Source organism: Chryseobacterium candidae (genome assembly GCF_004916905.1).
GTDB classification, from domain to species: domain Bacteria; phylum Bacteroidota; class Bacteroidia; order Flavobacteriales; family Weeksellaceae; genus Chryseobacterium; species Chryseobacterium candidae.
This window is the reverse complement of sequence record NZ_SDLV01000010.1, coordinates 264,724-285,090: the sequence shown is the minus strand read 5'-3', so window position 1 is coordinate 285,090 and position 20,367 is coordinate 264,724. Positions and strand designations below refer to the sequence as shown.

The 20,367-nt window shown below is 37.2% G+C and carries 15 protein-coding genes; 9 read left to right on the top strand and 6 right to left on the bottom strand.

All coding sequences use genetic code 11. The annotated features are described in order from the left end of the window. Positions 1–49 precede the first annotated feature (49 nt). A complete protein-coding gene (locus EK417_RS06105; RefSeq protein ID WP_168801932.1) occupies positions 50–4,930 on the bottom strand; it encodes a PKD domain-containing protein in 4,881 nt (1,626 codons plus the stop codon). A 346-nt stretch (positions 4,931–5,276) separates the two neighbouring features. Between EK417_RS06105 and EK417_RS06100 the strand changes: the two genes are divergently transcribed. Then, the gene (locus EK417_RS06100) at positions 5,277–6,968 is read left to right on the top strand and encodes a helix-turn-helix domain-containing protein (protein ID WP_136521621.1); all 1,692 of its coding nucleotides are present in this window, start codon (positions 5,277–5,279) and stop codon (positions 6,966–6,968) included. A 14-nt stretch (positions 6,969–6,982) separates the two neighbouring features. On the opposite strand, the gene EK417_RS06095 is transcribed toward EK417_RS06100, so the two are convergent. After that, positions 6,983–7,609 (bottom strand): RNA polymerase sigma factor, encoded by a 627-nt coding sequence (locus EK417_RS06095; RefSeq protein WP_136521620.1) that lies wholly within the window; start codon positions 7,607–7,609, stop codon positions 6,983–6,985. A gap of 241 nt (positions 7,610–7,850) precedes the next feature. On the opposite strand from EK417_RS06095, the gene EK417_RS06090 reads away from it, so the two are divergent. From EK417_RS06090 to EK417_RS21290, 8 genes are all read left to right on the top strand, one after another. Continuing rightward, entirely contained in the window at positions 7,851–8,807 is a 957-nt protein-coding gene (locus EK417_RS06090; protein ID WP_136521619.1) for a FecR family protein, read from the top strand. Between the two features lie 48 nt (positions 8,808–8,855). Next, positions 8,856–12,158, top strand: a complete 3,303-nt coding sequence (locus EK417_RS06085; protein WP_136521618.1) for a TonB-dependent receptor — start codon at positions 8,856–8,858, stop codon at positions 12,156–12,158. 306 nt (positions 12,159–12,464) lie between these two features. Beyond that, positions 12,465–13,757, top strand: coding sequence for a beta-helix domain-containing protein (locus EK417_RS06080; RefSeq protein WP_136521617.1), 1,293 nt, complete (start codon positions 12,465–12,467; stop codon positions 13,755–13,757). A gap of 76 nt (positions 13,758–13,833) precedes the next feature. Continuing rightward, positions 13,834–14,757: a T9SS-dependent choice-of-anchor J family protein gene (locus tag EK417_RS06075; protein WP_136521616.1), complete on the top strand. Its 924-nt coding sequence runs from the start codon at positions 13,834–13,836 to the stop codon at positions 14,755–14,757. Between the two features lie 177 nt (positions 14,758–14,934). Beyond that, on the top strand, positions 14,935–15,678 hold the full coding sequence (locus tag EK417_RS06070) for a hypothetical protein (protein WP_228402402.1): 744 nt from the start codon (positions 14,935–14,937) through the stop codon (positions 15,676–15,678). Positions 15,679–15,684: 6 nt separating this feature from the next. Continuing rightward, complete coding sequence (locus tag EK417_RS06065) at positions 15,685–17,025, top strand: S41 family peptidase (RefSeq protein ID WP_136521615.1); 1,341 nt, start codon at positions 15,685–15,687, stop codon at positions 17,023–17,025. 127 nt (positions 17,026–17,152) lie between these two features. Then, positions 17,153–17,422: a hypothetical protein gene (locus tag EK417_RS06060; RefSeq protein WP_062670440.1), complete on the top strand. Its 270-nt coding sequence runs from the start codon at positions 17,153–17,155 to the stop codon at positions 17,420–17,422. A 79-nt stretch (positions 17,423–17,501) separates the two neighbouring features. Continuing rightward, positions 17,502–17,777 (top strand): hypothetical protein, encoded by a 276-nt coding sequence (locus tag EK417_RS21290; RefSeq protein ID WP_181446069.1) that lies wholly within the window; start codon positions 17,502–17,504, stop codon positions 17,775–17,777. Positions 17,778–18,250: 473 nt separating this feature from the next. Here EK417_RS21290 and EK417_RS06050 read toward each other — a convergent pair whose 3' ends face one another. The 4 genes from EK417_RS06050 to EK417_RS06035 all read right to left on the bottom strand — a co-directional run bounded on the left by EK417_RS06050 (position 18,251) and on the right by EK417_RS06035 (position 20,246). Next, positions 18,251–18,634 (bottom strand): hypothetical protein, encoded by a 384-nt coding sequence (locus EK417_RS06050; RefSeq protein WP_110368181.1) that lies wholly within the window; start codon positions 18,632–18,634, stop codon positions 18,251–18,253. Between the two features lie 67 nt (positions 18,635–18,701). Further along, complete coding sequence (locus EK417_RS06045) at positions 18,702–19,235, bottom strand: Crp/Fnr family transcriptional regulator (RefSeq protein WP_136521614.1); 534 nt, start codon at positions 19,233–19,235, stop codon at positions 18,702–18,704. Positions 19,236–19,300: 65 nt separating this feature from the next. Further along, the gene (locus EK417_RS06040; protein WP_136521613.1) at positions 19,301–19,471 is read right to left on the bottom strand and encodes a TetR/AcrR family transcriptional regulator; all 171 of its coding nucleotides are present in this window, start codon (positions 19,469–19,471) and stop codon (positions 19,301–19,303) included. Between the two features lie 61 nt (positions 19,472–19,532). Continuing rightward, positions 19,533–20,246, bottom strand: coding sequence for a hypothetical protein (locus tag EK417_RS06035; protein ID WP_110368180.1), 714 nt, complete (start codon positions 20,244–20,246; stop codon positions 19,533–19,535). Positions 20,247–20,367: the final 121 nt, after the last annotated feature.

Here is a 20,367-nt window from a genome sequence, read left to right as displayed (position 1 = left end):
TTTTGAGGACACTCTCTTCATCGATAAGTAAATTAGTAAAGCAGATTTTCTATTTCTTTATTAATTTTTTTGTAATTATAGTATGCTGAATGGTTATTATTTTTAAAATATATTCTCCCTGGCTAAGATTGTTTGACTGAATGGTGCTTTGAGAAAGATTTCCACTCTTAATCAGTTTTCCGGACATATCGTACAATTCATAGGATTCCAGATTATCTCCTTTAACTGTAAAGGATTCATTAAAAGGATTAGGATATACTTTAACATCTGAATTTCTTTCTTCGGCAGCAGCAGATGACATTTTATTTTTCGCTGCTTTCAGTATTTTATTGGTCATACCCATATTCGCTGCCATTTCTAAAACCTGACCGAATCTTGGTTCCTCTTTCACACATCTTACATTCATTGCATTCATAGGATGTCCGGTATAAGCATCACTTAAAGAGATAAGTTTGGAGGTAGTAATATTTTGAGTATCAAATCCTAAATGGAATGCTGCTCCGTATGAATTTGCTGATCGTAAAGCAGCTGTCCATACTCCTGAGATTCCAAGTCTCATAGCAGAAGATATGGCTTCATTACTGTAGAAACCTCTGTATCCCGTTACAGGATAATTCCCGATCTTGTACTTAGAGTTAGGATTATTCGTATTGTCGGATCCCAGCTGATATCCCCATACTGTGTTAGCATTTTTTACTGTTTTACCGGTATAATAAGGAATACCTCCGTTATAGATGTCTGTAGGTTCTTTGATATCATAGCCTACATTCTGCAATACTCCCATACTGAAAATCCTATATTTGTCTACAGTTGCATTAGGAGCATAGAATCCATTGAACCAGGGAGAACTGCCTTTATCTCCTTTCCCGTTAGTGTCTGTAACGCCGTTTGAAATATCAGGAACTCTCCATCCACCGGGACATGGATCGAAAGGAGATTTGCTGGTAGCATGTCCCCATCTTTCCATCATCTGGTTAGGAACAGAATAAAGCCAATCCTGTCCATAGGCAGCATTAAATGATGACCTATTGGTATATTTCTGACCAGGAATCATAAATGCAAGTGGGTTTTCTGAAGAATATTTCAGGGTGTTTGTGATTTTTTCTGCTTTTGTACTTCCTGTTGTGCCATAATCAATATCCCGGCGTTTCGTGTAGGTACTCGTATAAGAAGTGCCTGTAATCTCGGTATAAGATGATGGAATAATATTTCCATTGGTATCAGGTCCTGAAGATTTCCATATACTGTATGTTCCGGTATTGGTGTAGCCGCCTGATACATTTACTCCCGGTTTTATGAAAGTAGGTATAGGATCTTTCCTTCCCCATTGGTATTGCATTCCTGCAGAGTTGCCAATCATTAAAAGTTCATTCCCTGTAGGAGCTGAAGGATTAATTACAACGGGAAAGACATCTGTTGCTCCTAAGTTTCTATCCATAAACGTACTCTTCATTGGCTGGGAGCCAGAATTGGTAAAGTTTACATAATTTGCATTAGATGGTAAAAGCACATCTTCTGTCTGATAAGCTATTTCTCCTATATCCGTATTGCTCACCCATATATGCCAGCTCCAGTAAACAGGATTTTCAACATTACCGTTATGTAAAGACACTAATGCATTACCTGACTGATTGGCCGGTATTTTTACAGAGATATATGCATTTTTTATAGCATTAACATCTGCAGGAGGGTTTACGATTTTAATATTGGAAACCAGAGCGGTATTGTCGGTCCAGTAAACATTCACCTTCAGATTACCAAAGTCTCTCATCCCATGATCAGAAAGATACTGATTATATACTGAAAATGCTTTACTTACAGGAACCTGAATTTCTTGTTCAGTTGCGGCTTTGGTCACTACATAAGAGTTAGGGGTATTAAGACCTTCTGTATAATTTACTATGGAAGGATTTACAAAGAACTCAGTAGGAAAGTCATAACCTGAAGCGTATTTGTCTTCCATACATCTGCAGGCTCCGGTTCCCATTGTACTGGTCGTTTCGAATGGATTAAGATAATATTTTCCTTTCATTCCGGGGAATGTTACTGAATCAGGACTTACGTCAATCCTTCCCGGATCAGCAAAGGCATAAAAGAAATAAGTCTGTACAGTGCTGAGATTAAGCATTGTTGAAGAATGTGCCACAATCTCATGCGGATCCTGATGATAAGTTCCTCCGGTACTTCCAACTACATATTTACCATTTCCAGGATATATTCCCATATTTCTGGAAAAATCACCCATGCTGTAAGCGGTAAAGGTATTGGTAAAATCCATTCCCAGACCACCATATATTTTTATTCCGTTTAGATGAGGATGTACAGTAGTTGGCTTTATTAGATTGAATCCTGACTGTACATCACTACTGGCTCCTGTAAACCGGTATCTGTTTCTTCCCCATGGTGAAAAATGATTTGTTGTTCCTGCAGTATTGTTGATATGAGAAGGAATTCTCCATCCGTTAGGACAAGGATCGTATGGTGCCTTAGGCTTGAAGGTATTCACTGTTGATCCGGATGTTCCCATTGCATTTTCAGAATTATCTCCCCATAAATTTGCTTTTTTTCTTGAGGCGTTATCTGTATCTAATGTTTTCTGGAACCATGCGCTGCCTCCTGCTTTATTGTTATAAATAAGATCCAGAGGATTATTAATGGAGTACTTTACATTATTATTTATGTCATCAAAAGGTCTTTGTACGGATTTAATATCATCTGCCGTGCCTGCATCAGCATAGTCGTACAGATGCTTTTTCACTCCTGAGGTTCCGTTGATCTCATACATTGATCCATCTTTATATTCTAAAGGAGGAAACGGGTCTTTTCTTCCCCATTGATATACCAGACCTCCGGATTTATTCCAGTCATATCCTATAAAGTCTCTATTGGTAGCTCCCATATTTCTGTCCATCCATTTGGGAACAAAAGATTGGGTTACGCCATTCACTGTAAATTTGGCATTAGGACTGCCCGCAATTGTATTATTGTCAGAAACAAATCCATAGGTAGTTCCGTTAGTAGGATCATCAGTAACCCAGACATGCCAGCTCCAGACAATCTTATTGTTTATCTTTAAAGCAATAACAGCATTTCCTTTTCCTTTTGATTTATCTACTTCCACTTTTATTTTTGCAGCATCTCCTGAGCCTTCAACCGGCAGAATATAATTGGAAGAACGAATTAACCCCGGAACATCTTCCCAATATACTTCGGCCTGCAAAGATCCGTTTAGCGTTGAAGGATCATTAAGCAAACCATTGACGTCACTCCACATCGCATATGCTTTTTTTACAGGGATATATAAGCCATTATTATTCTGTCCGGAGTCAAAAATATAGCTGTTGGGAGCTTTAGTCCAGTCTCTGCAGTCTGCAGCATTAATAATAGCATTTGTATTTGAAGTGCATCCATTAGTGTTTTTTACGACAATCTGATAGATTCCCGGCTGTAATCCGGTTTTAGTATTACTCTGCTGGTAGGTAGCACCTCCGTCAAAACTGTATAGAAGGTTAGTATCCGTAGTGTTTACTGTAATACTCCCTGTATTTACAGTACATGTAGGATTTGTAATAGCAGCTGAAAAAGCAGCAGGTATTAATGGAGCAGATTCTATAATAGCGGAAACAGCTTCCGAAACAGCTCCTGAAGAATTTTTAATCCTTACCTTATAGGTGCCTTGCGGTAAGCCTGAGATGGTATTGGAAGCCTGGAATGTGACTCCGTTATCAAAACTATATGTTACTCCATCAAGTGGAGAAGTTACAGTAATAGAACCAGACAGGATACTGCATGTAGGCTGTGTTACAGATAAAGTGGGTGTATCTACCTGTGCGATTTGAATATAGTTGTCAATTTTCAGGGATGAGGTAAGATTATCCGCATAATCTGCCTCTAATTCTGCATAGTGATTTCCTGCTGTAGTGAAGGTTATTCCCGGATTGTTTTCTGTTGAATGGATCAATCCTGCTCCGTCATCAAATTTCCACTGTACAGATAAAGGACTTCCTTGAGACAGATTGGTAAATTGTATATTGCTGCCTATATATGAAGAGGTAGGAACTGCAGAAAACTCTACAGCAGGAGATATGGAAACAGAGTTTCCAAAATTTACACTGGCATTTACGTCTATTGCCTGCCTTTGTCCTGCAGTATTAGTATAGGCTTTCACCCGGATATAATATTTTCCGGGAGTTAATGGATAGTTCAGAACTTCCGGGCTACGGCTGTTTAGCCATCCTCTAGCTCCATCACTCATCCATGCCGTAGCTGTAATGAGAGTTTCCGTTTCACTGCCGTCTGTGTTTTTTTTAACAAGGTAGGTCCAGTTTCTGACAAAAGATAATGATCTCAGATTTAAGACTGCTGTTGTAACTCCTACAGGGATTTCAAATTCTTTGCTTACATAAAAATGATAGCCAGTAATCACATTATTACCTGTTATCCATCTTGTAATTCCTGCCCCAGTCCCTATTGTTGAAGCTGAAGACCATCCTGCTGCAGTAGCTGTATAACGTGTTACAGGTACACTTACAGCTCCGTTAGGATCTGTGTATGTCCAATCCGGATCTGGGATGCCGGCATCAGACATCATGGTTCCGTCATCATTTCTTCCCGATCCCAGATCTACTATGCTTCCGGATGTAATCTTGATGGTTCTTACAGAAGCTGAAGTTCCTGATGCATTACTTACAGTGAGCTTAGCTTTATAAATCCCGGGCGTGTTGTATGTAACGCTGGGATTTGGAACGGATGAAACTGAAGGATTGCCTCCGGTGAACTCCCACGAAAAAGCGGCTGGTGATCCGGTACTTTCATCCAGAAAATTAACCGTATTACTGCCGGCAACTGTGACTGAAAATTTGGATAACGGGCTTTGAGCATAAATATGCATTGCCAGTATGAATCCAAATAAAGAGATAATTTTTTTCATTGCTGATGATTTTTTATCAAACATATATAGATTCATCGGGAAGTGAAATAAATAGTTGACCAAATTTATAAAAATGATATTTGGATTTATAAATTAAAAATAATTTAATTAGTTGATATATAGATTGTTGTGTTCTTTTTTTTTTCTCTATGGGGTTCCATATAAAAAGCAGGGGATATTTTTAAAATATCTTAACTTTATAATGATGAATTAGGTAAGTATTTGGAAATAAAATTGATGATTTGTTATAACATATACTTTTGTTTTATTGCTGTTTATTTATTATAAGTCTCAATTTTGATTATTTTTTTGAATTCTGCATAGATTTGTAAAAATAAAACACACAATGATCGTATTAAAAAAAGTATTTATTTTATTTTTCCTCTTGTCTATAAAAGTATACTGCCAGATTTCGTATAGAAATTCAAGGGAAATAGACAGCCTGATACAAAAAGACCAATGGGATCTGGCACATTATAAGCTGACTGATGAGAATACCCAATTCAAAAGGCTTTCCAGATATCCGCTTCATTATCACCTGCTGATTAAGCTTGATTCTGTAACAGTTTTATACAAAAAAGGAAAATATCCTCAATCCGGAGAAGCTTTGCTTCGTATCATTAAAGAAATACACGATAATAAGAAAGAGCTTAAATCATATTATTCACCATTGAATCATATTGCTGTAACAAGACTTTTCTATATAGAAAAAAGACTTGGAAATGTTTCGCAGGGACTCAAATATTTATCTTTCTTTTCATCTGAAATGGAACCTGTTTACAGGAAAAAGCAAAAACTTCTTTTTGGAGTGGCTCATATAGAGTTGGGAAATTATAAAAAGGGAATCGAAATCTTGAACAGCCGTTTGAAAGATATAAAAGAAGATTACAATCATCTTCTGTTCAGTAAATTTTTGCATGATAAAGAAACCGCGGCAACTTATAATACTAAAGGAGATGCTTTTATAAAATGGTATAAAAGCACAGGAGAAAAAAAATATCTTGATTCTTCCAGATACAGCTATAATATGGCGTTTAATATAATGAAGGATTCACCCTATTTTTCAAACTATTCCAAAGCGCTGCATCTTTACAGACAGGCCAATACTGCTTTACTGCAAAAGAAGTATCATGATGCAGGTACACTTTTCACTAGGTGTGAGAAAAATCCTGAACTTATGAATAAGAATTTATCCAGAGAATGTGTATGGGTTGGAAAGGCTGAAACCTGCACCTATCTTAAAAAGACGGATTCTGCTTTTTATTATATCAATAAAATAGATAATGAGAAAAATTCGGAATGCAGCTATGAAAATAAGCTTAAAATACTTCATTTGCTAAGTCTTAATTATGAGAACATCGGAGATAATAAAAATGCATATAAATATGCCAAAATAAGCTTGTCTGAGATTGATAGAATAAATCAGCAAAAACATGTTGGAAATTACTTTTTAGGAAAATATGAACAGCAGGAAATAATATTATCCTCAAAAAAGATGATTGAAGAAAATGAAAAGAAAAGTTTTATACTGATTACTGTCATTATATTTATTTCAACACTTACTATTGTGTTGTTTATTTATCATTATAAAAGAAAAAGCAATACATATTCCGGAACTGCGTATCAGGAGAGAGAGCATGATGCAATTCCCTTCACAGAAGGTATACCGCTTATCATAGATAATGAGCTGGTAAATCAGATATTAAAAAAGCTTGAAGATCTTGAGTCGGGAAAAAAATTTCTATCCAATAATTTTAAGCTTTCAAATCTTGCCAAGCAGCTCAATACCAACACTGCTTATTTGTCACAGATTATTAATCAGCATAAAGGAATGAGCTTTTCTGAATACGTAAATGATCTGAGAATAGATTATATTGTGAGTGAACTTCAGAATAATTCGGTTCTCCGTAAATATACCATACAGACAATGTCGAAAGAAGCGGGTTATAAAAGTACAACAACTTTTATCAGTGCATTTAAAAAGAAAACCATGACGACTCCTTCAGAGTATATCAGAAAACTCAAAAATATTGATTGATATAAAACTGGAAATCAATATGTTATCATGATTTCCATCAGCAAGAGTATGGATGCCATTTTTTTAGAAGACTGATACTCAGGATTCAGCTGTTCACGGATTTCTCCCAAAGCTTTGCTTAATTTATTACTCACTGTCTTGTTACTGATGCCCAGAGCTTCTGCTGTTTCATTAACTGACATGTTTTTCCGGATTCTCATATCATAGACCTGCTGTTCCGTTGAGGAAAGCTGGGAAACTACTTCATCAATCATGGTTAATAAAGCACTGATCTCATTTTCCTCAAGGATTTCAAAATACTCTGAATCTGCAATTTCTATTTCATTAGGAATATCAAACTCGTCAATACTCAGAGTTGGAGGCGCTTTTTTATAGCTGTTATAAAAATCAATAATCCGATAATGAAGATGGCGGAGAAGGTAGCCTTTGGCACTTTCTGTATCATCGGTCTGTATGGCATCCGTATTCTCAAGAATTTTCATCCATAAGTTCTGCAGAATTTCTTCAGAAGCTTCCTTATCCCGTGTCCGTATAAAAACAAAGCGATACAGACTATCCCAATACCGGTCATACAGCAGCATAAATGCAGGACGGTCGCCTGATTTTATTTTCTTTAATAATGTATAATCTGTTGGGCTCATATTGTGATACAAAATTACCTAAAGGAAAATTAACTTTTTGTGAACTTTGGGTGTGATAAGATTAAATATTTCTGAAAAGCGAGACTTAAATGGGATGCTAATGTTGAGTAAATGTGAAAATTGATGAAAATTATTAACAATTTGGTTGTAATGTGAATATAACGTTAAAGATGCCCTGGGGAAGTTTTTCATTTTCACGGTCTTATAGATAGAAGTATCTGTGAATACATGACATGACCTTATGAAAAAACGTTTAACCTATAAAAATATTGAAGCCTTTGTTTTCAGACTTTGGGAACGGGAAGTTACGGAAGACTCAATTTCTGAAAAAGAAAACGAACTTTTAAAGCAATGGAAAAATCTTGCAGAAAAAGATCTGGATATTGTTCATCTTAAAGAATCCAAAGAAAGAGTATTGTCCGGACTGGAGTATTACTTTCCTCAAACAGATATTATTTCTATCCGATCTGCAAAAAGCTTTACCACACATCTGTATAAAATAGCTGCGGTTATTATCCTGCTTTTATCATTGGGCGGAGTTTTTACCTACACCATCTTCATTAAGCCGGATGTTTATCTTGGAGAATCCGGCAGCCGAATTGTTCATCTTGAAGACGGATCTGTAGTTACTCTTTTGCCTGGCGCTGAACTGACTGTAGAAAAATCTTTTCCTGCTTCTACAAGAGTGGTGGATTTAAAAGGAGATGCTATATTCTCTGTGGCAAAATCTAAAACGCATCCTTTCATCGTTCGTGCGGATGGTTTCAGTACTAAAGTATTGGGAACAGTATTTAAAATTTCACAGTCAGGAAAGAAAAAAGCGGTTGATCTTTATGAAGGGAAGGTGGCTGTTTCTTCCCCGGGTGTTCCGGTTTCTTTCCTTAAGCCTAATCAGAAATGGACCAATTTCGGAATTGCTCATACTACAGCAATTATTTCATTGAAACCTGTGAAAAGCCCAGTAAACAAAGCTCCTGCAATATTGTCTTTGAGCTTTAACGATGTTCCTTTAAAAGAAGTAGCAGCCGTCCTGGAAAGCAATTATGATACAAAGGTTCAGTATCCTAAGGAAGCTGAAGATAAGAAGATCACTGCAGATTTCACTGGTGGTACTGTGGGTGAGAATATTGAGTCATTAGCCTTCATCCTGGGATTAGAAGTACATAAAAAAGAAAATACCTATATCCTTAAGAAATAAATCATTATTCAAAAAAAAATAATCATAATCAAGAGAACACTATTAAGTATGAAAAGTTTGAAATGTGGGATTACCATAGCAGCCTTATTTTTTACTGTAGCCGCAGAAGCTCAGGAGCTGGTTCAGAAAGTAACATTTTCTGTACCTGCCAACAGACCGCTGATTGAAGTTTTAGAAGAGTTTGCCGGAAAAACAGGGATGAGACTGGCTTATTCCAAAGTAGATATTAAAGAGCTGAAGGTAAGAGGGATAAAATGTGAAAATACTTCCGTCAATAACTGTCTTAAAGATATTACCAAAGGACTTCCTGTTGTGTACCGGCTGCATGGTGACCTTATTTCGGTAAAATATGAAAGTTCTACTATTTCCGTATTGGGAAACGGACGAATTTCCGGTAAAATAGTGGATGAGGTGGGAAATCCCATTACAGGAGCAGAAGTTATTGCAGCTCAAAGGACGGTTGTGACTGACAATAACGGAGATTTTACCATAGAGCTTCCTTCGGGATCTCATAATCTGATCATAAAAGCTCCTAAATATAATACGCTGAGGGTTGAAAAGCTTTCTGTTAGCAATAAAGAAACAAGCTCGGTTTCATTTGCTTTAAACAAAGCTTCTGATAAAATTACAGATATCAAAGAAGTTGTGATTACAGCAGCCCGTAAAGCAGATACCCAGGCGGGACTTCTTGCCCAGCAGAAGAAAGCAGCCCAGATGAGTGATGGTATTTCGGCAGAACAGATTTCCAAAACACCAGACAGCGATGTGGGAGGAACTTTGAAAAGGGTGACGGGAATTACCACCATTGATAATAAATATGTAGTAGTACGATCTATGGGAGAACGCTGGAACACTGCTGCCATGGACGGAATCAACCTGCCAAGTACAGAAGCTTATAACCAGAACTTTTCATTTGATATCATTCCTACTGCCATGGTAGAAAGTGTGGTGGTAAGCAAATCTGCAACCCCGGATATGAATGCCAGTTTTGCAGGAGGTTATGTAGAAGTAAGAACCAAGGATATTCCCAACGAAAACTTTACAACCGTAACATTGGGAACTTCATATAATGATCAGTCGGCCTTCAAAGAATTTCTGACCCGTCAGCGTGGAAAGTATGACTATTTCGGGTATGATGACGGAACAAGGGATTTTCCCAAAGGATTAGAACCGATGAACTGGACAGACCCAAGATTTTTTGAACAGTCCAGACAGTTTACCCATGATAATTTCAGCACCTATAAAACAAAAGGTGACATGGGATCTAATATACAGCTGGCATTAGGAAGAACGTATGCGCTTAAAAACAATAATAAATGGGGTTTTGCCGGAGCATTTGTCATCAGAAATGAGCAAAACAAACTGGACATTGACCACACAGGAAGGGGAAACTGGCTGGATACCACCGGACCTTATATTGCTGACTGGGAAACAAAAGGAGTAGCTCCTATACCATTTTATAATTTTAAAAATCAGGGGGCTTCCTACAATTATAACTCTACGTTGGCAGGAATGCTAAATTTTGGACTGCAGCTGGGCAAGAACAGAATTTCATTCCGTAATTCCTACACCCATATTTTTGATAATACCCTGACAAGAGTTACCGGCTGGAATGAATATACTACCGGAAGTGCCATGGCTTCCAATGCAGAATTAGCCTACAATTATTTTTATAACGGAATCATCCCCAATAATGATCCTGCTCAGATCAAAAACTTAGACAGACCATATAGTGATAACACCAATTACCCGATTTTTCAAACCCTTTTGCAGAATAAACTGGAAGGGAACCACAAAATAGGCAATACAGAAGTCAGCTGGTTTGCAGCAAGAACCGGGATAACCTCTGATACGAAAGATTATACACAATACTTGACTCTTTATGATTTTATTGGAAGTGAAATTCTGACCTATCATAAAATCTATAATACCGGAGGAAATTTTTACAGAGGATATATCGCCAATAAAGAAACAGATTACAATTACGGAGCTTCAGTGAAGTGGGATCTGGATTTCGGAAACTTAAAAAATACGGTGAAGACAGGATACGCAGGTACATTGAAGAATAATACCAACCAACAGCAAAAATTCTTTCTGCGAGTGGATGAGAACAGAAATGTTCCGAATAGTGAAAAAAATCACCTGACGATGTATGGAACTCTTTCAGATTGGTTCAATGGATCTCACTATGCACCGGGAGGTATAGGGTGGGAAACCAAAGCATTGTATAAAAACGATAAATATGAAGGAGAAGTGAAACAACACGCTCTTTATGTGATGTTTGATAACCGTTGGAAGAAATTAAGATTGGTATGGGGAGTTCGTGCAGAATATTTTAAGTATGATCTTATTTCCCAACAACTGGACCCAAGTGATACAAAGAATGTTGAAAGGGCGGCCATTGAGGATAAACCGTGGCAATGGATGCCTTCTGCGAATTTTACTTACAGCCCTACGAATAAAATCAATTTCAGACTTGCCTATAATAAATCTGTCATCCGTCCGCAGTTTAATGAACGAACAGGACTTCCTTATTTTGATCCGGTTGCCAATGGTTTGATTTATAATACAGAAATGACCTCTTCTGTTATTAATAATTATGATTTCAAATTTGAATGGTTTCCCGGCCTTGGAGAAATATTTTCAGCAGGATTGTATTATAAAAATATAGACAGGCCTATAGAACGTGAAGGGCATATCTCCAGTGAAGGGAATCTATATCTCTATAACGGTAATTCAAAAAATGCAAAATTGGCAGGAGTTGAGGCAGAAGTCAGAAAGAACTTAGGATTTATTGCGGAAGGAACTTTTCTGGAAAAACTTTTCATAAGCGGAAACTTTACCTATAATCACACGAAGGTAGTAGCTTTTAAAGACCTGTACAAAACAGGTGACAATGATGAAACCTATGAAGTAAAACGTCCTTTGTTCGGGCAGACTCCTTATGCTTATAATCTTGGATTGACGTATGATGGCGATCGCTTGGGACTGAGCTTTTTATACAATGCAAAGGGTGACCAGTATATTACCGTTGGATATGCTTACAAAGGAGAAGAAATACAGCGCCCTTACGCCGTAGCAGATGCACAGATCTCGTATAAATTTTTACGCAATAAAAACCTTGAATTAAAACTCAATGCAAGAAACTTATTCAACAGGGTGAAGGAATACTATAATAATTACAATTCCTATGTGATACCACTGGGACTTGGGAGTGCTATCGGAACGGAACGGGAAGCATGGGGACTTTTACCGGGTGCAACCGACAGGTATGACAAGAATATTGATAAGATTATGTTCAGGGCCTACAGTGGCAGAATGTTCAGCCTGAGTGTAAACTATATGTTTTAGAAAGCAATAGATCAAATACCAATACAGAAAGATATCTTCATGATAGCAGCGTACAGGTTTCGGTAACCTGGTCAAAAACTAAGAATACTGATGATGCGCACAGCAGTAAAGTTCTGAAAAAACCGGACGTTAACAGCTTTTCCCACGCTTTAACGGTTTCCATGGGAACTCCCGCAATGCAGTTCCTCCTGCAGCGATGGGATGAACACCAAAAAACAAATCGAAGGAATAGAGAGGAAGATATTCCTGAATAAAAAACTGATCTGGTATAAAACAACACAACCGGATTTATTAAAAATTATAACAATGAAAAGACTAACTCTAATTGCAGTGGCAGCATTATCTCTTACAGCTTGTCAAAACGATCAACTGGCAGATGCATCTTCTCCATTCGAAATGAAATCTACTTCTGCTGAGTACCTTACAGCTTCTGCTCTTCCGGTAACTACCGTAAGTGGTGCTATTACTTCAAATACTACATGGAGCGGAGTAGTTGAATTAGATGGAATTGTAACCGTAAAAAATGGTGCTACATTAACAATTCAGCCGGGTACATTCATTAAAGCCAAGCCAAGCGCAAACAATACAGCTACAGGAGTTTTGGTTATTGCTAAAACAGGAAAAATCAACGCAGCAGGTACAGAAGCTCAGCCTATTATTTTCACCAGCTACAAATTGTTAGACGGAAACGAAGATACAACAGCCGCTCCTGGTGATTTCGGAGGGGTTGTTATATTAGGTGATGCGCCTACAAACACTCCTTTTACAAAAACAGTTGAAGGGTTATCCGGTCCTGATTTCTATTACGGAGGTACCAATGCTTCTCATAACGGGGGAACATTGAAATATGTACGTATCGAGTTTGCAGGATATGATCTTTTAGCTCCGAATTCAGGTAACGAAATCAACGGTCTTACGTTAGGAGGAGTAGGAAACGGAACTACTCTGGATCATATTCAGGTATCTTTCGGAAAAGATGACTCTTTTGAATTCTTCGGAGGAACGGTAAACGCTTCAAACCTGGTTTCTTTTGCAGCTGATGATGATAACTTCGACTTCGATAACGGATATACAGGAACCATTACTTGTGCATTAGCTTTGGCAGATTACAACTCTACACACAGTCTTAGCGGAGCAAGCCCGGATTCTAACGGTATCGAGCTTGATAATAATGCAGACGGTTCTTCTACAACATTGCTGACTCATCCGGTGATCAACAACCTTACTATTATCGGTGCTAAGAATTCTTCTAAAGGCGTTTTATATGAAAACGGTATCCATATCAGAAGACACGGAAGATTAACATTAAATAACGCTGTGGTAACAGGTTATCCTGTGGGAATCAAAGTAGAAGGTACAGGTTCTGAACTTTCTTCAGCTTCAGCATACAGCACCATCCAGATCCACGGATTTACTACTTCAGTTACAGGTACAGGTACGGCAGGAATCCCTGCAGCTAATCTGGCGACTGGTACTCCTGCATCTCTTTGGGGGATGAGCCAGCCTTTCTTCAACGAAGGTGGTTGGAATGTATCTCCAAGAAACTGTGGAAACTTCCAGGGACTTTGGACAAAATACAATTTCTCCATTGTAGAATAATAAAAACTTTTAAAAGGCAGGGAACAGCACACGCTGATTCCTTGCTTTTATCTCAAAAATTTTAATCATCAGCATTATGAAAAAAATAATTTTATCATCTGTTCTGTTTTTATCCCAACTGGCTGCAGCACAGTCTCTGGTATGGGGTAATTCTTTTGATACTCCTGCCGATCTGCAGGGATGGACCTTTCATGACCTGAACAACAATGGCAACGGATGGGTACAGGGACAGAATATCTATCATAACGGAACTACCCTGGCCTATGGAACTGCCGGAGTTCTCCGCCATTCTATCAATTCGGTTCCAACTGGAAATGCTAACGGATTTACTACAGAAAATGACTGGATTATTTCTCCTCAGATTGATCTTGCCAATACTACCGGGACTATTACCCTGGCGGCAAATATCGGAAGACAGAGATCTACTCATACTATTGTTGCCAGAGAGCTTTTTATCTATGTAAGCACACCGCAGAAAGAAGTTCCTACGCTATCGGATTTCCAGGCGATGACAGCAGATGCAGATGGAAATGACGTTCAGAGTATTTACAAAATACAGGTAGGTGATTCAGCCAATCCTTTTCCGGCGGATCTTACCCAGTTTGTACAGTCCCTTGTAGATCTTTCTGCTTTTGCCGGGAAAAAGATCTATATCGGAATGTGGTCAAACAGAAAAACAAGCGGAAATAACGTTCAGAACATTAATATTGATGAAATAGGAATTTATGCTACTTCATTTTTGGGAACTAAGGATGTAAAAAGAAACAAAATTGTAACACAAATAGCAGAAAACCCGGTAAAAGAATCTTTACACCTGCAGCTTAATCCGGCATTGAAAGAAAATACAACTGCAGTGAATATTTATAATGCAGCAGGGCAGAAAGTACTTACCATTAAGTATTCCGGGGTTATCCATGTGGCAGGACTTACTGCAGGGCATTATATTGCAGAAATTACAGACGGAAAGACTACGGAAAGACTGAAGTTTATTAAAAAGTAATTCTTCTGACCTTGGAAACTGATTTTATAAACACCAGAAATTTAAAATACAATAATGGATAGGAATTGAAAAAATACTATCCAGAACATATCCAACTAGTTTTTTTATAATTATATATTGCCCGGCTCACGGGTTGGGCAATATTTTTAAGTTTTACAATGAAATAATTAAAGAAAGATGAATAAAATCTTCGCATTGCTACTATTTTTCACCGTACTTTTTTCATGTACAGACAACAATACAATGGAGTTGTATGATAAAGTACAGAAACCCGGAGAGGTTAATATCAAAGGATTTTCCAAACCTGATGTTCTTCAGCTGAGGTTCAACGGACAACCTGTATCTATAGATGGTAAAACTTCTTATACCAACAAAATTGAAACCCAGCTTCAGTTTGTTCTGGATCAGGGAGAAACCAATAAACTATCTGTCTATAACAATGAAACAGGTACTGAAATTGCAAAATACAATATTACATATGACAATATAAATGATTATAAAGACCTCTACTTTTTTAATCTTCCGGGAATTTATCTGCAGACCTATGCTGTAAAACCGCAGGTGAACTTCGGGAAAGTAGGTTTTGAATTTATTTTTCCCAATCTTGGCGAATTTTCCGGAACCTCACTTAAAGATGTAAAAGGCGTTCTGAAAAGAGAAAACGGAGTAGTGCTTGCTGAGTTTGACAGCATTGGGAAAGACAATTTTACTGCAGTGAAAATCTATAGTTTTTTCAGTTCAACAGCTCCTGTATACCTTGAGTTATACAAGCCGGGAACTACAGAGCCTTACGCAGGATCTAAAATGATTCAGGTGAAAATAAAACAACACACAGGTGCCAATATGATTGTTCTTCAGGAAAAAATGGAAAATGGAGAATGGGTGGTAAAAGGAGATATCGATGTAGTAGAATATCTGTAATTACGTATGAAAAATTTTTTAAAACTTCAATGTATTGCTATTGCTGTCTTTCTCATTTCGTGTACGAATACTAATGAAGAAAGCGTACCTGTTTTTCCTGAGGGAAGTACAGAATCTGTGAATCTATGGGTTCAGGACAGTATGAAAAGATACTATTACTGGGCAGATCAGATGCCTGCAAAGCCGGATTATAAGCTTCCCGTAAAAGATTTTTTCAAAACTCTGCTGTCTTCCGAGGATCGGTTTTCTTTTATGGTAAATACTGAAGATTCTTCTTCCTATCCACGATCTATAAGGAATATGTACGGTTTTGATTACACGGTTGTTCAGCTTGCCAATAATGAAGTGGTTACTGTAATTAAGCTGGTTCTTCAAAATTCTCCGGCTTTTAATTCCGGGCTGGAAAGAGGAATGATCATTACCAAAGTGAATGGAAAAGCAATGACTGCCGCGAATGCTGAAGCAATGGCTTCATCCATTAAAGATCAGACCGCTGTAGAACTTACCGTTGGAAAGTGGCAAAACGGAGGCATTGCAGAGGAAAAAAACATTACTGTTTACTATGGTTTCTCTTTTGAACAACCTGTTTTATCTAAAATTTTTGAAAAAAACGGTAAAAAAGTGGGCTATCTGTACATCTATGATTTTCCGGACGGAATGACGCAGACTTTGTACCAAAAGTTTGGGGAATTGAAAGCTGCCGGAGTGAAGGAATTAATTCTGGATCTCCGGTACAATTACGGAGGTTCAGTATCCTCTGCCGCAGCACTCTGCTCACTTATTCCTTCAGGATTATCCTCCGGCTCACCATTCATCATTTTTAAAGGAAATAAAAACGGAGGCGAAGTAAAAAGAACATTTGCCCAACAGATTACTTATGATCCCAAAGCTTTGGACTTTGCAACCTTACGCGCCGATGCATTAGGATTACAGAAAGTATTCATCCTCACATCAAACAGTACAGCCTCTGCAGCCGAAATTGTGGTGAACAATCTGAAACCATACATGCAGGTAATTCAAATAGGAGATACTACACTGGGGAAAGATATGGCAGGATTTGTAGTGGAAGACAGGCGTAAACCCAGAAAAATTTCCTGGCAGATTCATCCGGTGATTTATAAAGTATTTAATGCCAGCGGAGCAGGAGAATACAGCAGTGGAATTTCCCCGCAGATCAGTATCAATGAATTTGCCGGTCTGCCATTATTACCTTTGGGAGATCCCAATGAAACCCTTATCTCTTCTGCTCTGAACGGAGGATATTTCAAATTGCCAGCTCACGAAAAGAATGGAAATATCAAAATTTTATTTCAGAGTGATGTGCCTCCGGTTATGATGCAGCAGTAATGCGGATAGAAAAGGCAGATAAAGAAAATTTTGACCAAACTCAAAAGTAAAATAATATATCGAATAGTAAAAGTATAAATTTTTTTACCCTTTTACCTATTCAGAAACACAATAAAATCATAAAATCATGCAGGGAATAGAACCAAAACTTCACATGAACCTGACCAGCCGTATTGAATATTACCGTCTGCTGATAGAAGCAGCGGAAGACCCTGAAAGCCAGCCTTCGGAGGTGATTACACAGATTTCAGAGCTGGGTCATCTGTATGAAGAATATCTGCTTAACAAAAAAAATCTGGAAAACAGTATTAAAAATTACCGCGCCTATCATAACGATTTGAGAAAAAAACTCACGTCAAGACTGCGGGAGCTCAGAAGAAAAGCAAGACAGAAATAAGATCAGGAATGTACTTTATCGGATGATTTTACGGTGAAATTCATACCTTTATATCATCAAGCAGAAGGATGAAGGACTTATGAATTTTATCCAGGCAGAACTTTCCGTTTATTTACAGATATTTTGGCAGTTTTCATGGCGGGAATGGATCATATTCAGTCTGATGGCTAATATTCTCCTTTACCTGTTTTCCATAGGTTTGTATGTTTTTATCGAAAAGACCTGCCGGAAAAGTCAGTTAAAGAAAAAAAATCATCCTGTTACAAGATCCGATTTTTATCTTAGTCTGCTTACCATATTATGCAACAGCTTTGTCATGCTACTCGGAGCTTTTTATGGAAAAACGGATGGATAGTGCTGGGTCAGACAGAGTCCTTCATGGGAATAATTATGGAAGTTGCTGTGCTACTTTTCTTAATGCATCTTCTGATGTTTTTCTTTCATTTTGCAGCACATTTACCTTTTATCTACAAAGTTTTGCATTGAAAACATCAAGAACATGTTTTTGAGCCTTTTTGTTCTTTATCCTTTTGAAACGATAGGATTCTGAGTGATGATACTGGTTTTATTCGTTGGAAATCCTGGCGTCTGGCAGAGCGATTTTTGAGTGGTCATTGATATTTCCGGACAAAGAACCGGTTTGGGCATATAAAAAAACAGAGGCACAAAATAAAGCAGATGTAAAAATTTTCTTTACTTTTAATATTTTACATAAAAATCACAACAAAATTAGACCTCTGTTTGGTGAATGTGTTGAAGAGAAAATTAAGGTTTTCTTAAGAATTGTTAATATAGAAAAGCAATACTGAAGGGTAGTAGAGCTGTCATTTATTTTTCGGATCCTAAATCCTTTTCAGTATGATTTCCTTCTACAAGTAAAGTCAATTCATCACATCGTATAATCTGATGATTTTGGATGGTAAATTCCGCCAATACTTTATGTACCACCTTACTTCCGTCTTTTAGTGTGGATTTTGCGATGTGGTTGGTAAATATGACAGTACCGTTTTCCGCATAGTTAATGATCTCAAGTTTTTGTTCAGTTACTTTTTCTTTGAGTTTTTTGATGTGCAGAACAAATTCTTCATAGTTCAGTTGAGAATGGTCTACAAGCTGAATGTATTCCTTTGAAAAATATTTTTCAATTAATAATTCATCAAATACAGGGTTTTCTAATACTTCTTTAAATACCTGCCGGATAAAATGTTTCATAACTTTATTATTTTGAAGCAAAATTACCTTACAGATGAATGACTGAACGATAACAATTGTAAAGAAATTATCTGCGGTTGCGTATTCTGCTTAATGAAACACTTGTAATGCCAAGATAAGAGGCAATATAATGTTGTGGAAAGCGCAGAAGAAGCTCCGGTCTGTTTTTGAGAAGCTGTTGATACCTTTTCTGGGGAGAATCTCTGATAAAAGAGATCAGCCGTTTATTGATTTCACTGAAACGTTGGTAAAAAAGCGGCTGAAAAGTATGCTGGAATTCCTGATTTTCCATGAGCCTGTGAAAGTTTTCAGTGTGTAATTCGTAAACGGTAGTTGATTCCAGAGTTTCAATTACAAAATCAGATGGAATGCCATTCAGGAAGCTGTCAAAAGATGAAACAGCCTGGTTTTCTGTTATAAAATCCAAGGTAAGTTCTTTTCCGTCCTGATAGAAAAATACTCTTAACGCTCCGTTTTTTACCAGAAACATTTTTTCTGAAACTTTTCCTTCTTCAAGCAGGATTGTTTTAGCAGGATAAGTAACCTCAACCAATAAATGAAGGTCAGTTTTCAAGAAAGAGTGAAGATCCGGAATGTGCATATATGAAGGATTAATGGGAGACGTTCAGTAAATCCTGTACAATTATTTTAGATTTTTTTATCAATTCATTCGATCTGTAAAGCTGGCTGTTCATTTTTAGATTTAAAATATTGGTAGAAACTGGCGTTGAATACATTAGCTTCGTCAATAATTTGATTAATCCCAGTATTGTTGTAACCTTGTCTATGGAAGAACACCATAGCATTGCTTACTATTCTTTCGCGAGGTTTGGGCATGTTATAAACTTTTTACAAATGTAGAAATAAACAGACTGGTATGTTTGAAAATATATTAATTTTAAATAAATACCATGGTATAATAAAGCTGAACGACGAAGAAAAGTACTGTAAAAAACCATAGAATATAAGGGTGGTAGCTGAAATTATTCTTGAGGATATAGTGTAAAGCTTTGAAAAGCTTGAAAATCCCGATAATTGCAATGATGATAAAAACCAGAAAAGCCGTAAAAAATATATAATCTCTTGTTCCATGGTTTTTTATCTTACCCAGGTTGTCAACATAAGCATCTACATTCATAGTTTGTCCCAGAAACATAGCCGAGCTGATTAATATAAAAAGAGGGGTAGATGTATACACCGTTGTATAAATAAAAGAAAATAATAACGTCCGGAAGGTGACTGTATTCACTTTTTCTTTTTTATACCATAATATAACAACAGTAAATACTACCGCAGTAATATTATTCATCAAAAATATAAAGAGCGCTTTTTCTACCATGCTTAGCCCTTTGATTTTGGAAATAATATTGTGCTGACCACCATAATCCATTAAAAGTACCGAAACAATCACAGAGGTATAAACAGAAAGTTTGATAGGAGAGAGGAAGTCGTGAAAGCGTTCAGTCTCTTCTTTTTCCATCTCGTGAACAGACAAATCATAGCAGCGACGGGGATCGTGAAACAATTTGAAGATGGTTACGGGAACCAGCAATATTTCAATAATAATCTGCAGGCACAGCTTTTCAAAACTATCAATCAACTTTTCAAACATATAGAAGGATATTAAGGGAACGTTTTTGCAATTTAACTAATTTTTGTATTACATCTTAAAACATAATAAAAAAGTGGATGACTCATGTTAAATCATCCACTCATTTATTATCTAAAAAAGC